Raw genomic sequence first — 13,279 nt, forward strand, 5'->3', positions numbered from 1 at the left:
GAAGACCTCCTGTGCGTAGAGCTGGTTCCTAGACAGCTCCACTCCACGCCGGGAGGTCTTCACCCATCAACCACACTCACCGCGTGTCGTCACACTTTCTCAACCAACGTGCCTGATCAGTACACCTAGCCCTTCACCTTCGCGGCGGCCGAGTCGGGCATCGGCTCGTACCGGGCGAACGACCGGGTGAACGACGCCGCGCCGTGCGACAGTGAGCGCAGATCGATCGCGTAGCGGGTGATCTCGGCCTGCGGGACCTCGGCCTTGACCAGCGTCCGGTCGTCGCCGACCTTGTCGGTGCCGAGCAGGCGTCCGCGACGTCCGGACAGGTCGCTCATCACCGCGCCGACCAGATCGTCCGGCACCAGGACCGACACCAGGTCGACCGGTTCGAGCAGGTTGATCTTCGTCGCGTTCGCCGCCTCGCGCAGCGCCAGGGCACCGGCCATCTGGAACGCCATGTCGGACGAGTCGACGCTGTGCGCCTTCCCGTCCAGCAGCGTCACCCGGATGCCGACCACCGGATAGCCTGCGCCGACGCCCTTGTCCATCTGCGCCCGGACGCCCTTCTCCACGCTGGGAATGAACTGCCGCGGCACCGCGCCGCCGACGACCTTGTCGACGAACTCGAAGTCGGTGCCCTGGGGCAGCGGTTCGACCTCGATGTCGCAGACGGCGTACTGGCCGTGCCCGCCGGACTGCTTGACGTGCCGTCCGTGTCCCTTCGCCTTGCCGCCGAACGTCTCGCGTAACGGCACGCGGAGCTCGACGGTGTCGACCGATACGCCGTACCGGTTGGCCAGGGCATCCAGTACGACGTCCGTATGCGCCTCGCCCATGCACCACAGCACGATCTGGTGAGTCTCCGGGTTCTGCTCGATCCGCAGCGTCGGGTCCTCGGCTGCGAGCCGTTGCAGCCCGCCGGACAGCTTGTCCTCGTCGGTCTTGGCGCGGGCCTGGACGGCGATCGGCAGCAGCGGTTCGGGCATCGTCCAGGGCTTCAGCACGAGCGGGTCGGACTTGTCGGAGAGCGTGTCCCCGGTTTCCGCGCGGGTCAGCCGGCCGATCGCGCACAGGTCGCCGGCGACAACGGCCGAAGCCGGCCGCTGCTGCTTGCCGAGCGGGAACGACAGGGTCCCGATCCGTTCGTCCTCGTCGTGGTCGGCGTGGCTGTTGCCCGCACCGAAAAAGGACGTGAAATGGCCCGACACGTGAACCGTCGTGTCGGGCCTGATGGTGCCGGAGAACACCCGGACCAGGCTGACCCTGCCGACGTACGGGTCCGACGTCGTCTTCACCACCTCGGCCAGCAGCGGTCCGTCCGGATCGCAGGTCAGTTTGCCTTTCGCGACGCCGTGCGGAGTGAACACCTCGGGCAGCGGGTGCTCCAGCGGCGACGGGAACCCGCTGGTCGCGATCTCCAGCAGCTCGAGCGTGCCGACGCCGGTCCCGCTGCAGACCGGGATGGCGGGAAAGAACGAGCCTCGGGCCACCGCGCGCTCGAGGTCCTCGATCAGCACGTCCTGGTCGATCTGCTCGCCGCCGAGATAGCGCTCCATCAGGGACTCGTCCTCGGACTCCTCGATGATGCCCTCGATCAGGGTGCCCCGGTGCTGCTCGATCAGCTCCGCGTACGACGCGTCGGGTGCGTGCGTGCTGCGCTTGCCGTCGGCGTACTCGTAGTGGGTCTGGGAGAGCAGGCCGATCACGCCCTGCCCCGCGGGGAAGTACAGCGGCAGGACCTTGTCGCCGAAGGCGTTCTGGGCCGCGGAGAGCGCGTTCTCGTAGTTCGCGCGGGCGTGGTCGAGCTTGGTGATCACCACGGCGCGGGGCATGCCGACCTGGTCGCACTCCTGCCACAGCGTCTTGGTCGGTTCGTCGACTCCCTCGTTGGCCGGGATCACGAAGAGAGCGCAATCTGCCGCTCTCAGTCCGGCCCGGAGCTCGCCGACGAAATCGGCGTACCCGGGGGTGTCGATCAGGTTGATCTTGATGCCGTCGTGCAGCAGTGGGGCGAGTGCGAGGCCGACCGAGCGCTGCTGCCGGATCTCGGCGTCCTCGCAGTCGCACACCGTCGTCCCGTCGACGACGGAGCCGGCTCTGGTCAGTACTCCGGAGGCGACCAGCAGCGCCTCGACGAGAGTGGTCTTGCCGGCGCCGGACGGACCGACGAGCACGACGTTGCGAATGGCGGCGGGGGTGTCCGCACCCGGCGCGCCCTGGGAAGTGTTCGTCTTGTCTGCCATGACGTTTCCTCCTGTTCGTCCACCATTCCCCGAAGCAGCCGCCGAGCACAAGAGTTCCGCGAGAGACCGACACGACGGCGACTGATGCTCAGGCGCTCGCGCGTTGGGTGACGGCGATGCAGGCCAGGACGACCACGGCCGCGACCGGCGCGAGGACAGGCAGGTGCTCGCCCATCAGCACGACGGACCAGACCAGCGTGATCAGCGGTTGGGCGAGCTGCAGCTGGCTCGCCTTCGGTACGCCGATCGCGGCCATCCCGCGGTACCAGACGACGAACGCACCGAACTGGGAGATCGCCGCGATGTAGCCCATGCCGACGATCGCCTTGGTGGTCAGCTGCACCGGTTCGGCCGGGAGAGCGATCACTGTGACGATCACGGAGACCGGGAGGGCAGCGACGACGCCCCAGGCGATCACCTGCCAGCCGGGTAGATGCTGGGCGAGCCGGCCACCTTGCGCGTACCCGGCGGCGCACACGATCAGGGCACCGAAGAGGTACAGGTCGCCGATGGTTGGCAAACCGTGGCTCTGCTGCAGCGTGAAGGCGGCGACAGTGAGCGCACCAAGACCCGCGGCGGTCCAGAACGTGCGGGACGGCCGCCGGCCGGTGATCAGCGACGAAATCACGACGGTGGCCAGCGGCAGGATTCCGATGACGACAGCCGAGTGGGCTGTGGTGGAGGTCTGCAGCGCGAGGGTTGTGAGCAAGGGGAATCCGATGACGCAGCCGCCGGCGACTGTGAGCAGACCGGCCCAGTGGCGGCGCTCGGGCAGCGGCACGCGGGCGACGAACAGACAGATCGCGGCGATCACCCCGGCGAGCAGAGCGCGGACGCCGGTCGAGGTCCAGGGGCCGAAGCCTTCCAGCGCCCAGACGGTCGCCGGGAAGCTGAGCGAGAAGGCGACGACGGCCGCCGCGGCCAGCGAAGTACCGGTCCGGACTGATATCGCGGGAGCGCGAGTAGCGCTATCTTGGGCTGTCATGAATGACGGTAGCAGTGGCGGTCGATTGGTGGTTGCACTCCGGGCCGAGCTCGATCGCTACTCCGAAGGACAGAAGCTTCCGTCGAGTCGCGCGCTGGTGACGCGGTACCAGGTGAGTCCGGTGACGGTTTCTCGGGCGATCTCCGCGCTGGTCGCGGAAGGCCTGGTCGTCTCACGTCCCGGAGCTGGGGTTTTCAAGGCGGCCGGGCGCGCGATCGCCGTACCGGGGGATGTTTCGTGGCAGGAGGTCGCGCTCAGCGCTGATCCGCCGCACGCCTCTGTTGACGTCGGCCCACGGGCCGCGGACGCCGCTGGGTTGCTGGCGACGCTCACCGCGCCACCGCCGGAGGTCATCGATCTCAACGGCGGTTATCTGCATGCGGCGCTTCAGCCCGAGCGGGCGTTGGCCGGTGCTTTGGCACGAGCCGGTCGCCGGCCGGGGACCTGGGCCCGGCCGCCGGTCGAGGGACTGACCGAGCTGCGGGAGTGGTTCGCCCGGGATGTGGGTGGACCTGGTGGTTCGCTCGACGGGTCGGATGTGCTGATCACGGCGGGCGGTCAGAACGCGCTCTCTGCTGCTCTTCGCGGTTTGGCCGCGCCCGGTTCGCCGGTGCTGGTCGAGTCACCGACCTATCCCGGGATGCTCGCGATCGCCCGCGCCGCGGGATTGCGGCCCGTGCCGGTACCGGTCGACGCGGACGGCGTGCGGACCGATCTGCTCGCTGACGCTTTCGAGGCGACGCGCGCTCGGCTCTTCGTCTGCCAGCCGCTCTTCCACAACCCGACGGGAAGTTGCCTCGCCGCCGAGCGCCGTACGGCGGTGGTCGAGATCGCGCGCTCCGCAGGGGCCTTCGTCGTCGAGGACGATTTCGCCCGCCGGCTCGTGCACGCCGACTGCGAACCGCTTCCGCCGCCGCTGGCTGCTGACGATCCCGACGGTGTCGTGGTCCACGTCCGCTCGCTGACCAAGGCGGCCTCGCCGAGCCTTCGCATCGCCGGGCTGACCGCGCGCGGGCCGGCCTTCGAACGGTTGCGGGCGATCAACGCCGTGGACACCATGTTCGTCCCACGGCCCTTGCAGGAGACCGCACTCGAACTGGTCGGCTCACCCGCTTGGTCACGCCATCTCCGAACGCTTGCCCAAGCGCTGCAGGACCGCCGTACGACGTTGCTGTCGGCGCTGGGGAGTTCGTTGCCGGAGGTCGTGCCGGTCAATCCGCGCCGGGGCGGCTATCACCTGTGGCTTCGGCTCCCTGAGGGAACCGAAGAACGCGCTCTCTCGGCTGCGGCGCTGCGCCACGGCGTCGCGGTCACCGCCGGTGCGGCCTACTTCAGCGCCGAGGTGCCCGCGCCGCACCTTCGCCTGAGCTATGTCGGGACTCCGGGCACTGCCCAGCTCGAGGAAGGTGTCCTTCGGCTTCGGCGGGCGTTCGGCTAACCCGCCGCGCCGCGCTGGCTGGTCAGTGCGGCGACGAGAGTTTGCAGATCCTCCGGGTGCAGGCGGGTTGTAGTGAGCTGGGCTCGGACCGTTTCGAGCTCGGTGGTCGCCTGGGTGGCTTGGAGTTGGAGCTGCTCGGTGCGAGTGCGGAGGACCTCGAGGTCGGCGCTGGTCTGGTCATGACTGAGGGTGAGTTGCTGGAAGGCCTCTGCTTGAGCTGACTGGGCCGCCTCGGCGCGGAGTCGGGCGGCTTCGGACTCCTGGGCCTTGCGTTCTTGCGCGGAGAGCGCGTTCTGGAGAGCGTGCAGCTCGGCCCGTGCGGCTTCGAGGTCGGTACGACGGGATGCTTCGGCTTCGCGGGCGCTGTCTCGTTCGGCGCGGATCTCCTCTCGCTCGGTGCGAAGCGTGTCGCGTTCGAGGCGGGCCGCGTCGCGTTCGGCCAGGAGGCGCTCGGCGGCGACGGCGATCTCGCGGAGCTGCCGGTCGGTGCCGGCCGCCCGTTCTGCTTCCTTGGCGGCCTGAGCCTCCGCGGCGCGGCGGGCGTTGACGGCTTCTTCGGCTTGCTGGCGTGCTGCGCCGAGGGCCTCGGTCGCGTCCAGCGCCTGGCGGGCGGCGGCGGACGCGCGTTCGACAGCCTCGGCGCGCTCATTGGCGGCGCGCTCGGCGGCGGCCTGGCTCTGACGGGTTCGCTGCTCGGCTTGTTCGCGGGCTTCTTCGGCGGCCACGCGGGCCTTCTCGGCCTCGGCGACCTGGGCGTTCGCCGTCTCCACGGCCGCGACGGCTGCTGCTTCGACCTCGTCCAGACGGGTGGTGACCGCTTCGAGAGCGGCGGTGAGCGCTTCCACCGGTCCGCGCACGCTGTCCAGGTGGTCGCGCAGGCGTTCGGCGTCCAGGCGGAAGGTGCTGCTGCCGGCGTCCAGGCCCAGCGCTCCCAGGGCTTCCTTCTCTGCCCGGGCCATCTGCGCGCAGGTCCGGCCGCCTTCCCAGCGGGTGTCCCGGCAGAACGTCCGCGGGCGGCCGCCCTGGAGTCCTGGAGCGGGCAACTCGGCCCGGCACTTGCTGTAGCCGCATCTTCCGGCGTCCACGATCATGCTCAGACCCTAGATGTTCGAGGTTAGACAACCTGGAAACCGGTTCGGCGTTTCCGAAACCAAACCCAACCACCACGAAACCAGCATTTTGTGAGTGTGTTCTCCCGCCTGCGGAGTGGGAAGCCGAAGCGGACCGGATTGGCTGCCAGGATCGGGGCATGGACGGATTGCTGGTCGTGCTGGAAGCTGCCCGGAAGGCGCGAGAAGACGACCAGATCGTCGTCGCGGAAGGAACCTGGCCGGGAGTCGACGACCCAGAGACGCTGAGAGAACAGGTCGCCGACTGGCTGAGTCAGTACGCGAACGCCGGCACGCGGCGGACGTACGCCTATGCCCTGGGATTGCCGATCGCGTGGGTCGACGTCTTGATAGCGGGAGAGAAGGAAGCGGCCGACGCCCCGAGCCGCGGTTCAGGAGTCCGGCGCGAGGGGCCCTTGCACGACCTGGCCTGGTTCAGGTGGTGTGCCGGGCGGGGGATGGATCCCCGCGCGGCGACCGGGCGCGACGTGAAGGCCTGGCTTCATCTCCTGGATGCGGCCGGAGCCGAGAAGCGGACTCGCCAGCGCATGCTGAGCACGCTCTCCGCGTTCTACGGTCATCTGACCGAGACCGGCGTCGTCCCGGCGAACCCGGCAGCACTCAACCGGGCCCGCCTCGGACTGAACCGGAGCTCCAGAGACGCGTCGCCGACCATCCGCCTGACCGCGTCGCAGCTGCACGCGCTGCTGGATGCGGCAGGCAAGCTCCCGAACAAGACCCGGTACAAGGACCTGTACGCCGCCCGCGCGGTGGCCGTGGTGGCGCTGCTGACCTTGGGATTGCGGGTCTCGGAGCTGGTCGGGCTGGATCGTCAGCACCTGGTGGTGTCCGGCGGCGAGCCGATGCTCCGGGTGCTGGGCAAGGGCGGGGTGCACCGGGAGGTGTATCTGACGACGCTGGCCGCCGAGGCCCTCGAGCGGTACCTGAGAGAGCGCGATCTGGTGCAAGAGACAACCACTCCGGCGTTGCGCGGCCGGACCAACGGCAAGGCGACGAGTCCGCTGATCGCGACCCGCGACGGGGCTCGCTGCTCCCGGTTCGACGTGAACGCCTTGCTGAAGCGGGTCGCCCTTCAGGCTGGGCCGGCGTTGGAGGACGTCGTCGACAAGGTGCATCCGCACGCGTTGCGGCACGCGTACGTGACGATCGCGCTGGAGCAGGACGCCCGGATCCAGCACGTGCAGGCCGACGTCGGGCACGCGAGCATCGCGACGACGCAGTACTACGACCGCGGCCGCCGCACCCGCGACACCAGCGCCGCGGATCTGGTCGAGGCCGCAATCCGCGCCGCGGGCGAGACCAAGGGCACTGAACCTGAAGCGCGGCGCGAGCAGACGGTGGACTGACACCTCGGTACTGTCGCCGCATGCGAAGGGCACTCTGGACCGCGGTCGTCACGCTCCTCACCGGGCTAGTCCTGACCGGGTGGGCGGTGCCGGCCAACGCCTCGCCGGTCACCGGCCGCGAGACCGGGGACGAAGTCAGCCGCATGCAGCTCGACTACACCGTCGGCAAGGACGGCGTACTGCACGTCAAGGAGACGATCGACTACCGGTTCGCCAGCTCCGGACGGCACGGGATCTACCGCTTCCTGGTGACGCGCGAGCCCTACGTCGACGACTTGTCGAAGGACCAGAAGTACGAGATCTCCGACATCACCGTCAGCAGCCCGAGCGGCGCGCCCGACGAGTTCGAGGAGACGACCCGCAAGACCAACGGCGGGCGCGACGAAACCGTGCAGATCAAGATCGGCTCGCCGAACGAGACGATCGCCGGCCGGCGGGCGACGTACGTGATCGAGTACGACGTACGCGGCGCGCTGCGGCACTTCGACGACCACAGCGAGCTGTACTGGGACGCCACCGGTTCCCGCTGGGAGGCCGTGCTCAACCGAGTCGACGTCACCGTCACCGTTCCGGAGGGTGTCCAGCAGGTCGACTGCTTCGCCGGCCCGCACGGCAGCACGGCCAGTTGCGAGCGCAAGTCGATCTCCGGTGAGCAGGGCGTCTTCTCCGCGTCGAACCTCGACCGCGGCGAAGGTCTCACGATCGTCGCCGGCATCACGTCCGGCGTGGTGGCCAACGACACCCCGATCATCGTCGACGCGCCGAACTGGCTCGAGCGCAACGGCGTCAACCTGCCCGGCGTGGTCACCGCCGGCCTGGTCACGCTCGCCGGTCTCACGACCGCGATCGTCTACGGCCGGCGCGGAAACCGCGATCTGCGGTACGCCGGGATGCCGCCCGGCACGTTCCCGCCGGCCGGCTCGACCGTCGGCGCGGTGAAGGACACCCTGTCGACCGACCAGATCCCGGTCGCGTTCTCACCGCCGCCGATCCCGGTCGGCGAAGGTGGGCTGCTGATCGACGCGAAGGCGAACACCACCGAGACCGCCGCGACGCTGATCGACCTGGCCGTGCGCGGCGCCGTACGGATCGACAACACCGGCGACGAGCAGAAGGCCGTGCTGCTCAACGCCGGCCTGGCCATGGCGCCGCACGAGCAGGTTCTGCTGCAGAACCTCTACCCGACCGGCATGCCCGGCTCCGAGATCACGCTGGAACGCCGCAAGACCGGCGACAACTCGATGCGCCGGGCGCACGACGCGATGATCAGCGCCCTGCGCGAGCAGATCAGGGCCCGCCAGTGGTACACCCGGATGCCATGGGCCGCCCGCGGCAAGCAGCTGTCCGGCGTCTTCCCGTGCGCGTGCATCGCGATGGTCGGGCTCTGGATCTTCGGCGCCGGCGCGATCGGTACGGTGATCGGCGCCGCCACCGGCGGTCTGGGCCGCGCGGTGGTGATCGGGCTGCCGGTACTCGCCGTGGTCGTTGCCATCGGCACCTTGATCTCGAAGCGGGCGCGGGGACAGCGGAGCCCGGCCGGCCGCGCGGTGACCGACCAGCTGATCGGCTTCCGGACCTACCTGGCGACCGCCGAAGCCGACCAGTTGCGGTTCGAGGAGGGCGAGGACATCTTCAGCAAGTACCTGCCCTGGGCGATCGCGTTCGGCCTGGCCGACCGGTGGCAGCGGGTGTGCTCGCAACTGGTGGCGGCGGGACGGATCCCGGCCGACCCGTACTGGTACGTCGGGCCGTCGTACTACAGCTCGGGCTTCGCGGCGGGCAACATCAGCCAGACCGTGGCGCAGACCTTCGATCCGCCGCCGGCGCCTTCCGGCAGCGGCGGCGGGGGCGGCAGCTCCTCCGGCTTCAGCGGAGGTTCCTCCGGTGGCGGTGGAGGCGGCGGAGGCGGCGGTTCCTGGTGATCGACCTCCGGGCACAGCGGGGGAGTGGGCCGCCGCCGGAGCGGCGGCCCGGAAACTCCCGGACCTGCGTCAGACCTTGCCGCCGGCGGCCGTCGGCGCGGTCGGGTCCGCACCCTCGTCGCCGACCGTCTCGCGGGCCAGGAAGTCCTCCAGGTGGAACAGATTGTCACCGGCCCGCTTCGCGACGTTGACCAGCGTCGTCATCGCGGCGACCTCCTCGACCTGCTCCTTGAGGAACCACTGCATGAACTGCTCGCCGATGTAGTCGCCGTCGTCCCGCGCGGTGCGGGCCAGCGTCTCGATCTGCTTGGTGACCGTGATCTCCTGCTGCAGCGCGAGCTCCAGCGGGTCGAGCGCGGTCTTGAAGTCGTTGACGACCTCGCCGACGCCGGGGATCTGCGGCCGGACGTCCATGTCGAGCAGGTACTGGACCATCATCATCGCGTGGTTGCGCTCTTCCAGGGCCTGCTTGTAGAAGTGCGCGGCCAGCCGCGGGAGATCCTGGTCGTCGTACCAGACAGCCACTGCCGTGTACTGCTGGGCCGCCGTGAATTCGTTGCGGATCTGTTCTTGCAGGAGTTTCGCGTACGTGCTCATGCCGACCACGGTAGTGCGCGGCACCGCATTTCACACCGTTGGCGAGGCTGGCCTAACGGGGTGTCAGGCACCGCCCGCCACGTGCGACCGGATCGCGGGAAGGTTGCCCAGCGGGGCGAAGAAACCGCTGATGCCGTGGTCGAACGTGATCGCCGCGATGCCCTGCTGGGTCCAGATCGGTGCCTGGGCGACCGCGTCGGCCGGCGTGAGCGCCAGGACTTCCACCTGGTCGTCGGCACCGGCCAGACCGTTGGCGACGGCGAACCCGCGGGCCCGCTGGGCCGAGGTGAACGCCATCAGGAACGGCTGGTCGCCGTGCACGCCGACGAACGGCTGCGGGTTGGTGGGTTCGCCGCGCTGCACGAACCACCAGCGCTCCAGGGAGAAGGTTGCCGCCCACAACTTCTCCTGGTTGGCGGTGCTCGGGTCGGTGCGGACGGCCTCGGCGAGAACGTCGGTCGGGGAAACTTCCTGCATCCCCCGACCGTACGTCGTCAGCGGTTTCCCAGCATCACGAATTCCGTGTCGCCGCCGGGAAGTGTGATCGTGATCTCGCGTCCGTCCACCGCGACGTCGATGCCCTCGGCAAGAGCCTGCGGCGCCAGGGCGTCACGGGTCAGCAACACAGCGTGCACGAGCACGGCCGGTTCGCCGGTGTGGGGAGCGGTGAGGTACGGCGTGGCCGAGTGCGGGCCGAAGGCGTTGGCGCCGAGTCCGCGGTGGACGCCGGCGGAGGTGTAGCCGTGCAGTCCCACCACTGCTGACATCAGACCTTCTGAGTTTCGGGTGGAAGCCCAGACCGCTCCCTCCGAACTGGCAGTTGCTTCTGGCAAAGAGCTGCCCGCGACGGCGTAGCCGCCGCTGCGGACGAGGGCGCCGGCGGGACCCTCGACCAGCGAGACGCGGATCTCCCAGTTGCCGTAGATCACCGACGTGGTCTCGATCGGCCACGGGCCCTCGGTGCCGAGCCAGGCTTTGTGCCACGACGACGCCGTGCGGGCGCCGATGCCGAGGCGGCGGATGCGGCCCCGGGTGCTGGTGCGGCCTTCCTGGTCGATCAGGCAGATCAGGTTGTCGATCGCGGGCACGTGGTCGGCGAGCTCCGGACCGGCGTGGTTCGAGTAGGCGAACCGGTTGTAGTGCGCGTCACCGGCCGGCTCGACGCCCTCGGGCTCGGTGAGCGGCGCGTGGTCGGCGCCGTGGTTGACGAGCCGGACGAGCTGGTCGTGCCGGCTGTTGTGCACGATCCATCCCGGCGCAGGCATCGCCCGCACCTGGTCCTCGTCGTCCAGCGGGATCGAGTCCTCGGGCTCTGACCACACCGGGTGCTCCGGCGGCAGCAGCAACCCGATGAACCCCTTCGACGCCCAGTACGGCGAACCAGGCCCGGAGTACTGCTGTGTCGTCGGCAGGAACGTGTCGTACCACCCGAGCGTCAGCAGCCCGCGCTCGTCCGGCACCCCGTGCTGGACGAAGTGCCGCGCGATCCCCGAGCACAACCGCCGCGTCTGCCCCGGCGACAGCGGCGTCGAATCCAGCAACGCCCCCATCCAGTACGGCGCCGCCGCGGCCATCCGGTACGTCAGCGACCGGCCCTGGTACACCGGAGCCCCGTCGTTGCCGACCAGGTGCACCGCGTCCTCCAGGAACAGCGCGAGCCGCTCCCGGTAGACCTTCAGCCGGTCCTCGTACTGCGCACCCGGCGTGGCGGCGGCCATCCGCGCCCACAGGCCCGGGTAGAGATGCATCGCCCAGCCGATGTAGTTGTCGAAGTTCTGCCCGTCGCCGTCGGAGTACCAGCCGTCACCGACGTACCAGTCCTCGATCCGGTCCAGGCCGCCGTCGATGTCGTCCTGCGAGTACGGCGCGCCGACCGACGCCAGGAACTGCTCGCTGACCACCTGGAACAGCCGCCAGTTGTTGTCGTGCGTCGTCGACCCGATGAATCCGCCGAGCCACTCGGCGACGTGCTCCTGCGCGCGGGTGTCGAGCCGGTCCCAGATCCACTCGCGGGACTCGTGCAGCGCCACCGCGATCGCGGCCGCCTCGACCATCTGCTGCGAGCGCGGGGTCAGCCGCAGCCAGGACTCCGGGTGGTCCGGGTTCGCGCCGTTGGCGACGCCGCGCGCGTACCGCTCGATCAGCTGCTCGCAGCCCTCGCCACGAACGCCGCCGATCCGGAACGCGGCGAGCATGAACGAGCGGGCGAAACCCTCGAGCTCGTCGGACGCCGTACCGGAGCGGCTGGGGCGGCCGGGCAGCACGACGCGGGCCGACCCGGGGGAGAAGTACGGGACGAGCGAGTCGAGCAGGTGGTCGGCCAGCGCCTCCCAGTGACCGCGGACCCAGCCGGTCTGACGGGACAGCTCGCGATCGGTGGCGGGCAGGATGAGCCGTGACGTGTGGACGGTCATGCGATCCTTCCGAGTTCGGCGGGGCTGATGGCGTGCTGCAGCGGCCGTCCGGCGGCCAGCCGTTCGACCTCGCCGACGGCGAGTTCACCCAGCCGGGCGACCTCGTTGCCGAGGGCGCCGGCCAGGTGCGGGGTGAGGAAGACGTTGGGCAGGTCGAGCAGCGGCGAGTCCGGCGGCAGCGGCTCGGGGTCGGTCACGTCCAGTACGGCGTCCAGACGGCCGGCGACGCACTCGGCCTCCAGGGCGCGGGCGTCGACGATCTTGCCGCGGGCGGTGTTGATCAGCACCGAGCCGTCGCGCAGCAGGCCGAGCAGCCGCGCGTCGACCAGGCCGACCGTCTCGGGCAGCAGCGGCGCGTGCACGCTCAGGACGTCGCTGCGGCGGAAGAGGTCGTCGAGTTCGACCAGTTCGGCGCCGAGCTCCGCGGCGTCGGCCGGGGTCAGGTACGGATCGCTGATCAGCACCTCGAGGTCGAAGGACCGCAGCCGGTCGGCGACCATCCGGCCGATCCTGGACGCGCCGAGCAGGCCGACCGTGGTGCCGTAGTTGCCCGGGGAGTTGTACGGGTCGGGGCGCTGACGGTCGCGCTTGTACTCGGCGCCGAGCCGGAACGCCCGCTTGCCGCTGAGCACAATCGTCGCGACGGTGTACTCCGCGACGGGCAGTGCGTTCGCGACCACGGCGGAGGTGACCTGGATCCCGCGATCGAAAGCGACCGGCGTGACGAACCCCTTCACCGAGCCGGCCGCGTGCACGATCGCGCGGAGCCGGGGCGCCGCGTCGAGCACCTCCGGAGTGATCTGTGGGCAGCCCCAGCCGGTCAGCAGGACGTCGACTCCGGCCAGTGCGTCGCGAACCGCCGGGTCGTCGAGGAACGTGTGGTCCGCACGGACCGGCAGCACGTCGGCCACGCGCTCGAGGCGGTCGCGCACCGCGGGGACCAGGACCCGGTCGCGGCTGTACTCGCTCATCGCGAGCAGCACGGTCGGCCGGGCGACTGCCGGCGCCGCGGCCTGCGGCGGTCCCGCCGATTCGGCGCGTGGTGAGACGGCCGACGACGGGGCGGACGGGGAAGGCTCGGAATCGGTGCGCACAGGAGCACGCTAGCAAGCGCTTTCCGGATCCGCTCGTCCGGTCCGCGTCGCGCGCCGCGCGTCGTACGCCCGACCTCGAGCACCGGTCAGCCGCGAAGCCGCCTTGG

Annotated in this window: 10 protein-coding genes; 3 read left to right on the plus strand and 7 right to left on the minus strand. The window is 70.1% G+C overall.

The window, feature by feature from the left end; all coding sequences use genetic code 11:
- Positions 1-125: 125 nt before the first annotated feature.
- Together BWI15_RS20585 and BWI15_RS20590 are read right to left on the minus strand one after the other, a co-directional pair.
- Positions 126-2,246: an elongation factor G-like protein EF-G2 gene (locus tag BWI15_RS20585; protein WP_077016130.1), complete on the minus strand. Its 2,121-nt coding sequence runs from the start codon at positions 2,244-2,246 to the stop codon at positions 126-128.
- An 88-nt stretch (positions 2,247-2,334) separates the two neighbouring features.
- The gene (locus BWI15_RS20590; RefSeq protein WP_077016131.1) at positions 2,335-3,231 is read right to left on the minus strand and encodes a DMT family transporter; all 897 of its coding nucleotides are present in this window, start codon (positions 3,229-3,231) and stop codon (positions 2,335-2,337) included.
- Between BWI15_RS20590 and BWI15_RS20595 the strand changes: the two genes are divergently transcribed.
- The gene (locus BWI15_RS20595; protein WP_077016132.1) at positions 3,230-4,669 is read left to right on the plus strand and encodes an aminotransferase-like domain-containing protein; all 1,440 of its coding nucleotides are present in this window, start codon (positions 3,230-3,232) and stop codon (positions 4,667-4,669) included. The genes BWI15_RS20590 and BWI15_RS20595 overlap by 2 nt on opposite strands.
- On the opposite strand, the gene BWI15_RS20600 is transcribed toward BWI15_RS20595, so the two are convergent.
- Positions 4,666-5,760 carry a hypothetical protein gene (locus BWI15_RS20600; protein ID WP_083750912.1) on the minus strand — a complete coding sequence of 365 codons (1,095 nt, stop codon included), beginning with the start codon at positions 5,758-5,760 and terminating at the stop codon, positions 4,666-4,668. The genes BWI15_RS20595 and BWI15_RS20600 overlap by 4 nt on opposite strands.
- 158 nt (positions 5,761-5,918) lie before the next feature.
- Between BWI15_RS20600 and BWI15_RS20605 the strand changes: the two genes are divergently transcribed.
- Together BWI15_RS20605 and BWI15_RS20610 are read left to right on the plus strand one after the other, a co-directional pair.
- Positions 5,919-7,145: a tyrosine-type recombinase/integrase gene (locus BWI15_RS20605; RefSeq protein WP_168197355.1), complete on the plus strand. Its 1,227-nt coding sequence runs from the start codon at positions 5,919-5,921 to the stop codon at positions 7,143-7,145.
- A 20-nt stretch (positions 7,146-7,165) separates the two neighbouring features.
- Positions 7,166-9,067 carry a DUF2207 domain-containing protein gene (locus tag BWI15_RS20610; RefSeq protein WP_077016133.1) on the plus strand — a complete coding sequence of 634 codons (1,902 nt, stop codon included), beginning with the start codon at positions 7,166-7,168 and terminating at the stop codon, positions 9,065-9,067.
- Between the two features lie 69 nt (positions 9,068-9,136).
- Here BWI15_RS20610 and BWI15_RS20615 read toward each other — a convergent pair whose 3' ends face one another.
- The 4 genes from BWI15_RS20615 to BWI15_RS20630 form a co-directional block, all read right to left on the minus strand.
- On the minus strand, positions 9,137-9,664 hold the full coding sequence (locus tag BWI15_RS20615) for a ferritin (RefSeq protein ID WP_077017147.1): 528 nt from the start codon (positions 9,662-9,664) through the stop codon (positions 9,137-9,139).
- A gap of 63 nt (positions 9,665-9,727) precedes the next feature.
- Positions 9,728-10,141, minus strand: a complete 414-nt coding sequence (locus tag BWI15_RS20620; RefSeq protein ID WP_077016134.1) for a hypothetical protein — start codon at positions 10,139-10,141, stop codon at positions 9,728-9,730.
- 17 nt (positions 10,142-10,158) lie between these two features.
- On the minus strand, positions 10,159-12,078 hold the full coding sequence (locus BWI15_RS20625; protein ID WP_077016135.1) for a DUF2264 domain-containing protein: 1,920 nt from the start codon (positions 12,076-12,078) through the stop codon (positions 10,159-10,161).
- Positions 12,075-13,172: a hydroxyacid dehydrogenase gene (locus BWI15_RS20630; protein WP_168197356.1), complete on the minus strand. Its 1,098-nt coding sequence runs from the start codon at positions 13,170-13,172 to the stop codon at positions 12,075-12,077. Before BWI15_RS20630 ends, BWI15_RS20625 begins: the two co-directional genes overlap by 4 nt.
- Between the last annotated feature and the right edge of the window lie 107 nt (positions 13,173-13,279).

The sequence above is a fragment of the Kribbella sp. ALI-6-A genome (genome assembly GCF_001984195.1).
Taxonomy (GTDB): domain Bacteria; phylum Actinomycetota; class Actinomycetes; order Propionibacteriales; family Kribbellaceae; genus Kribbella.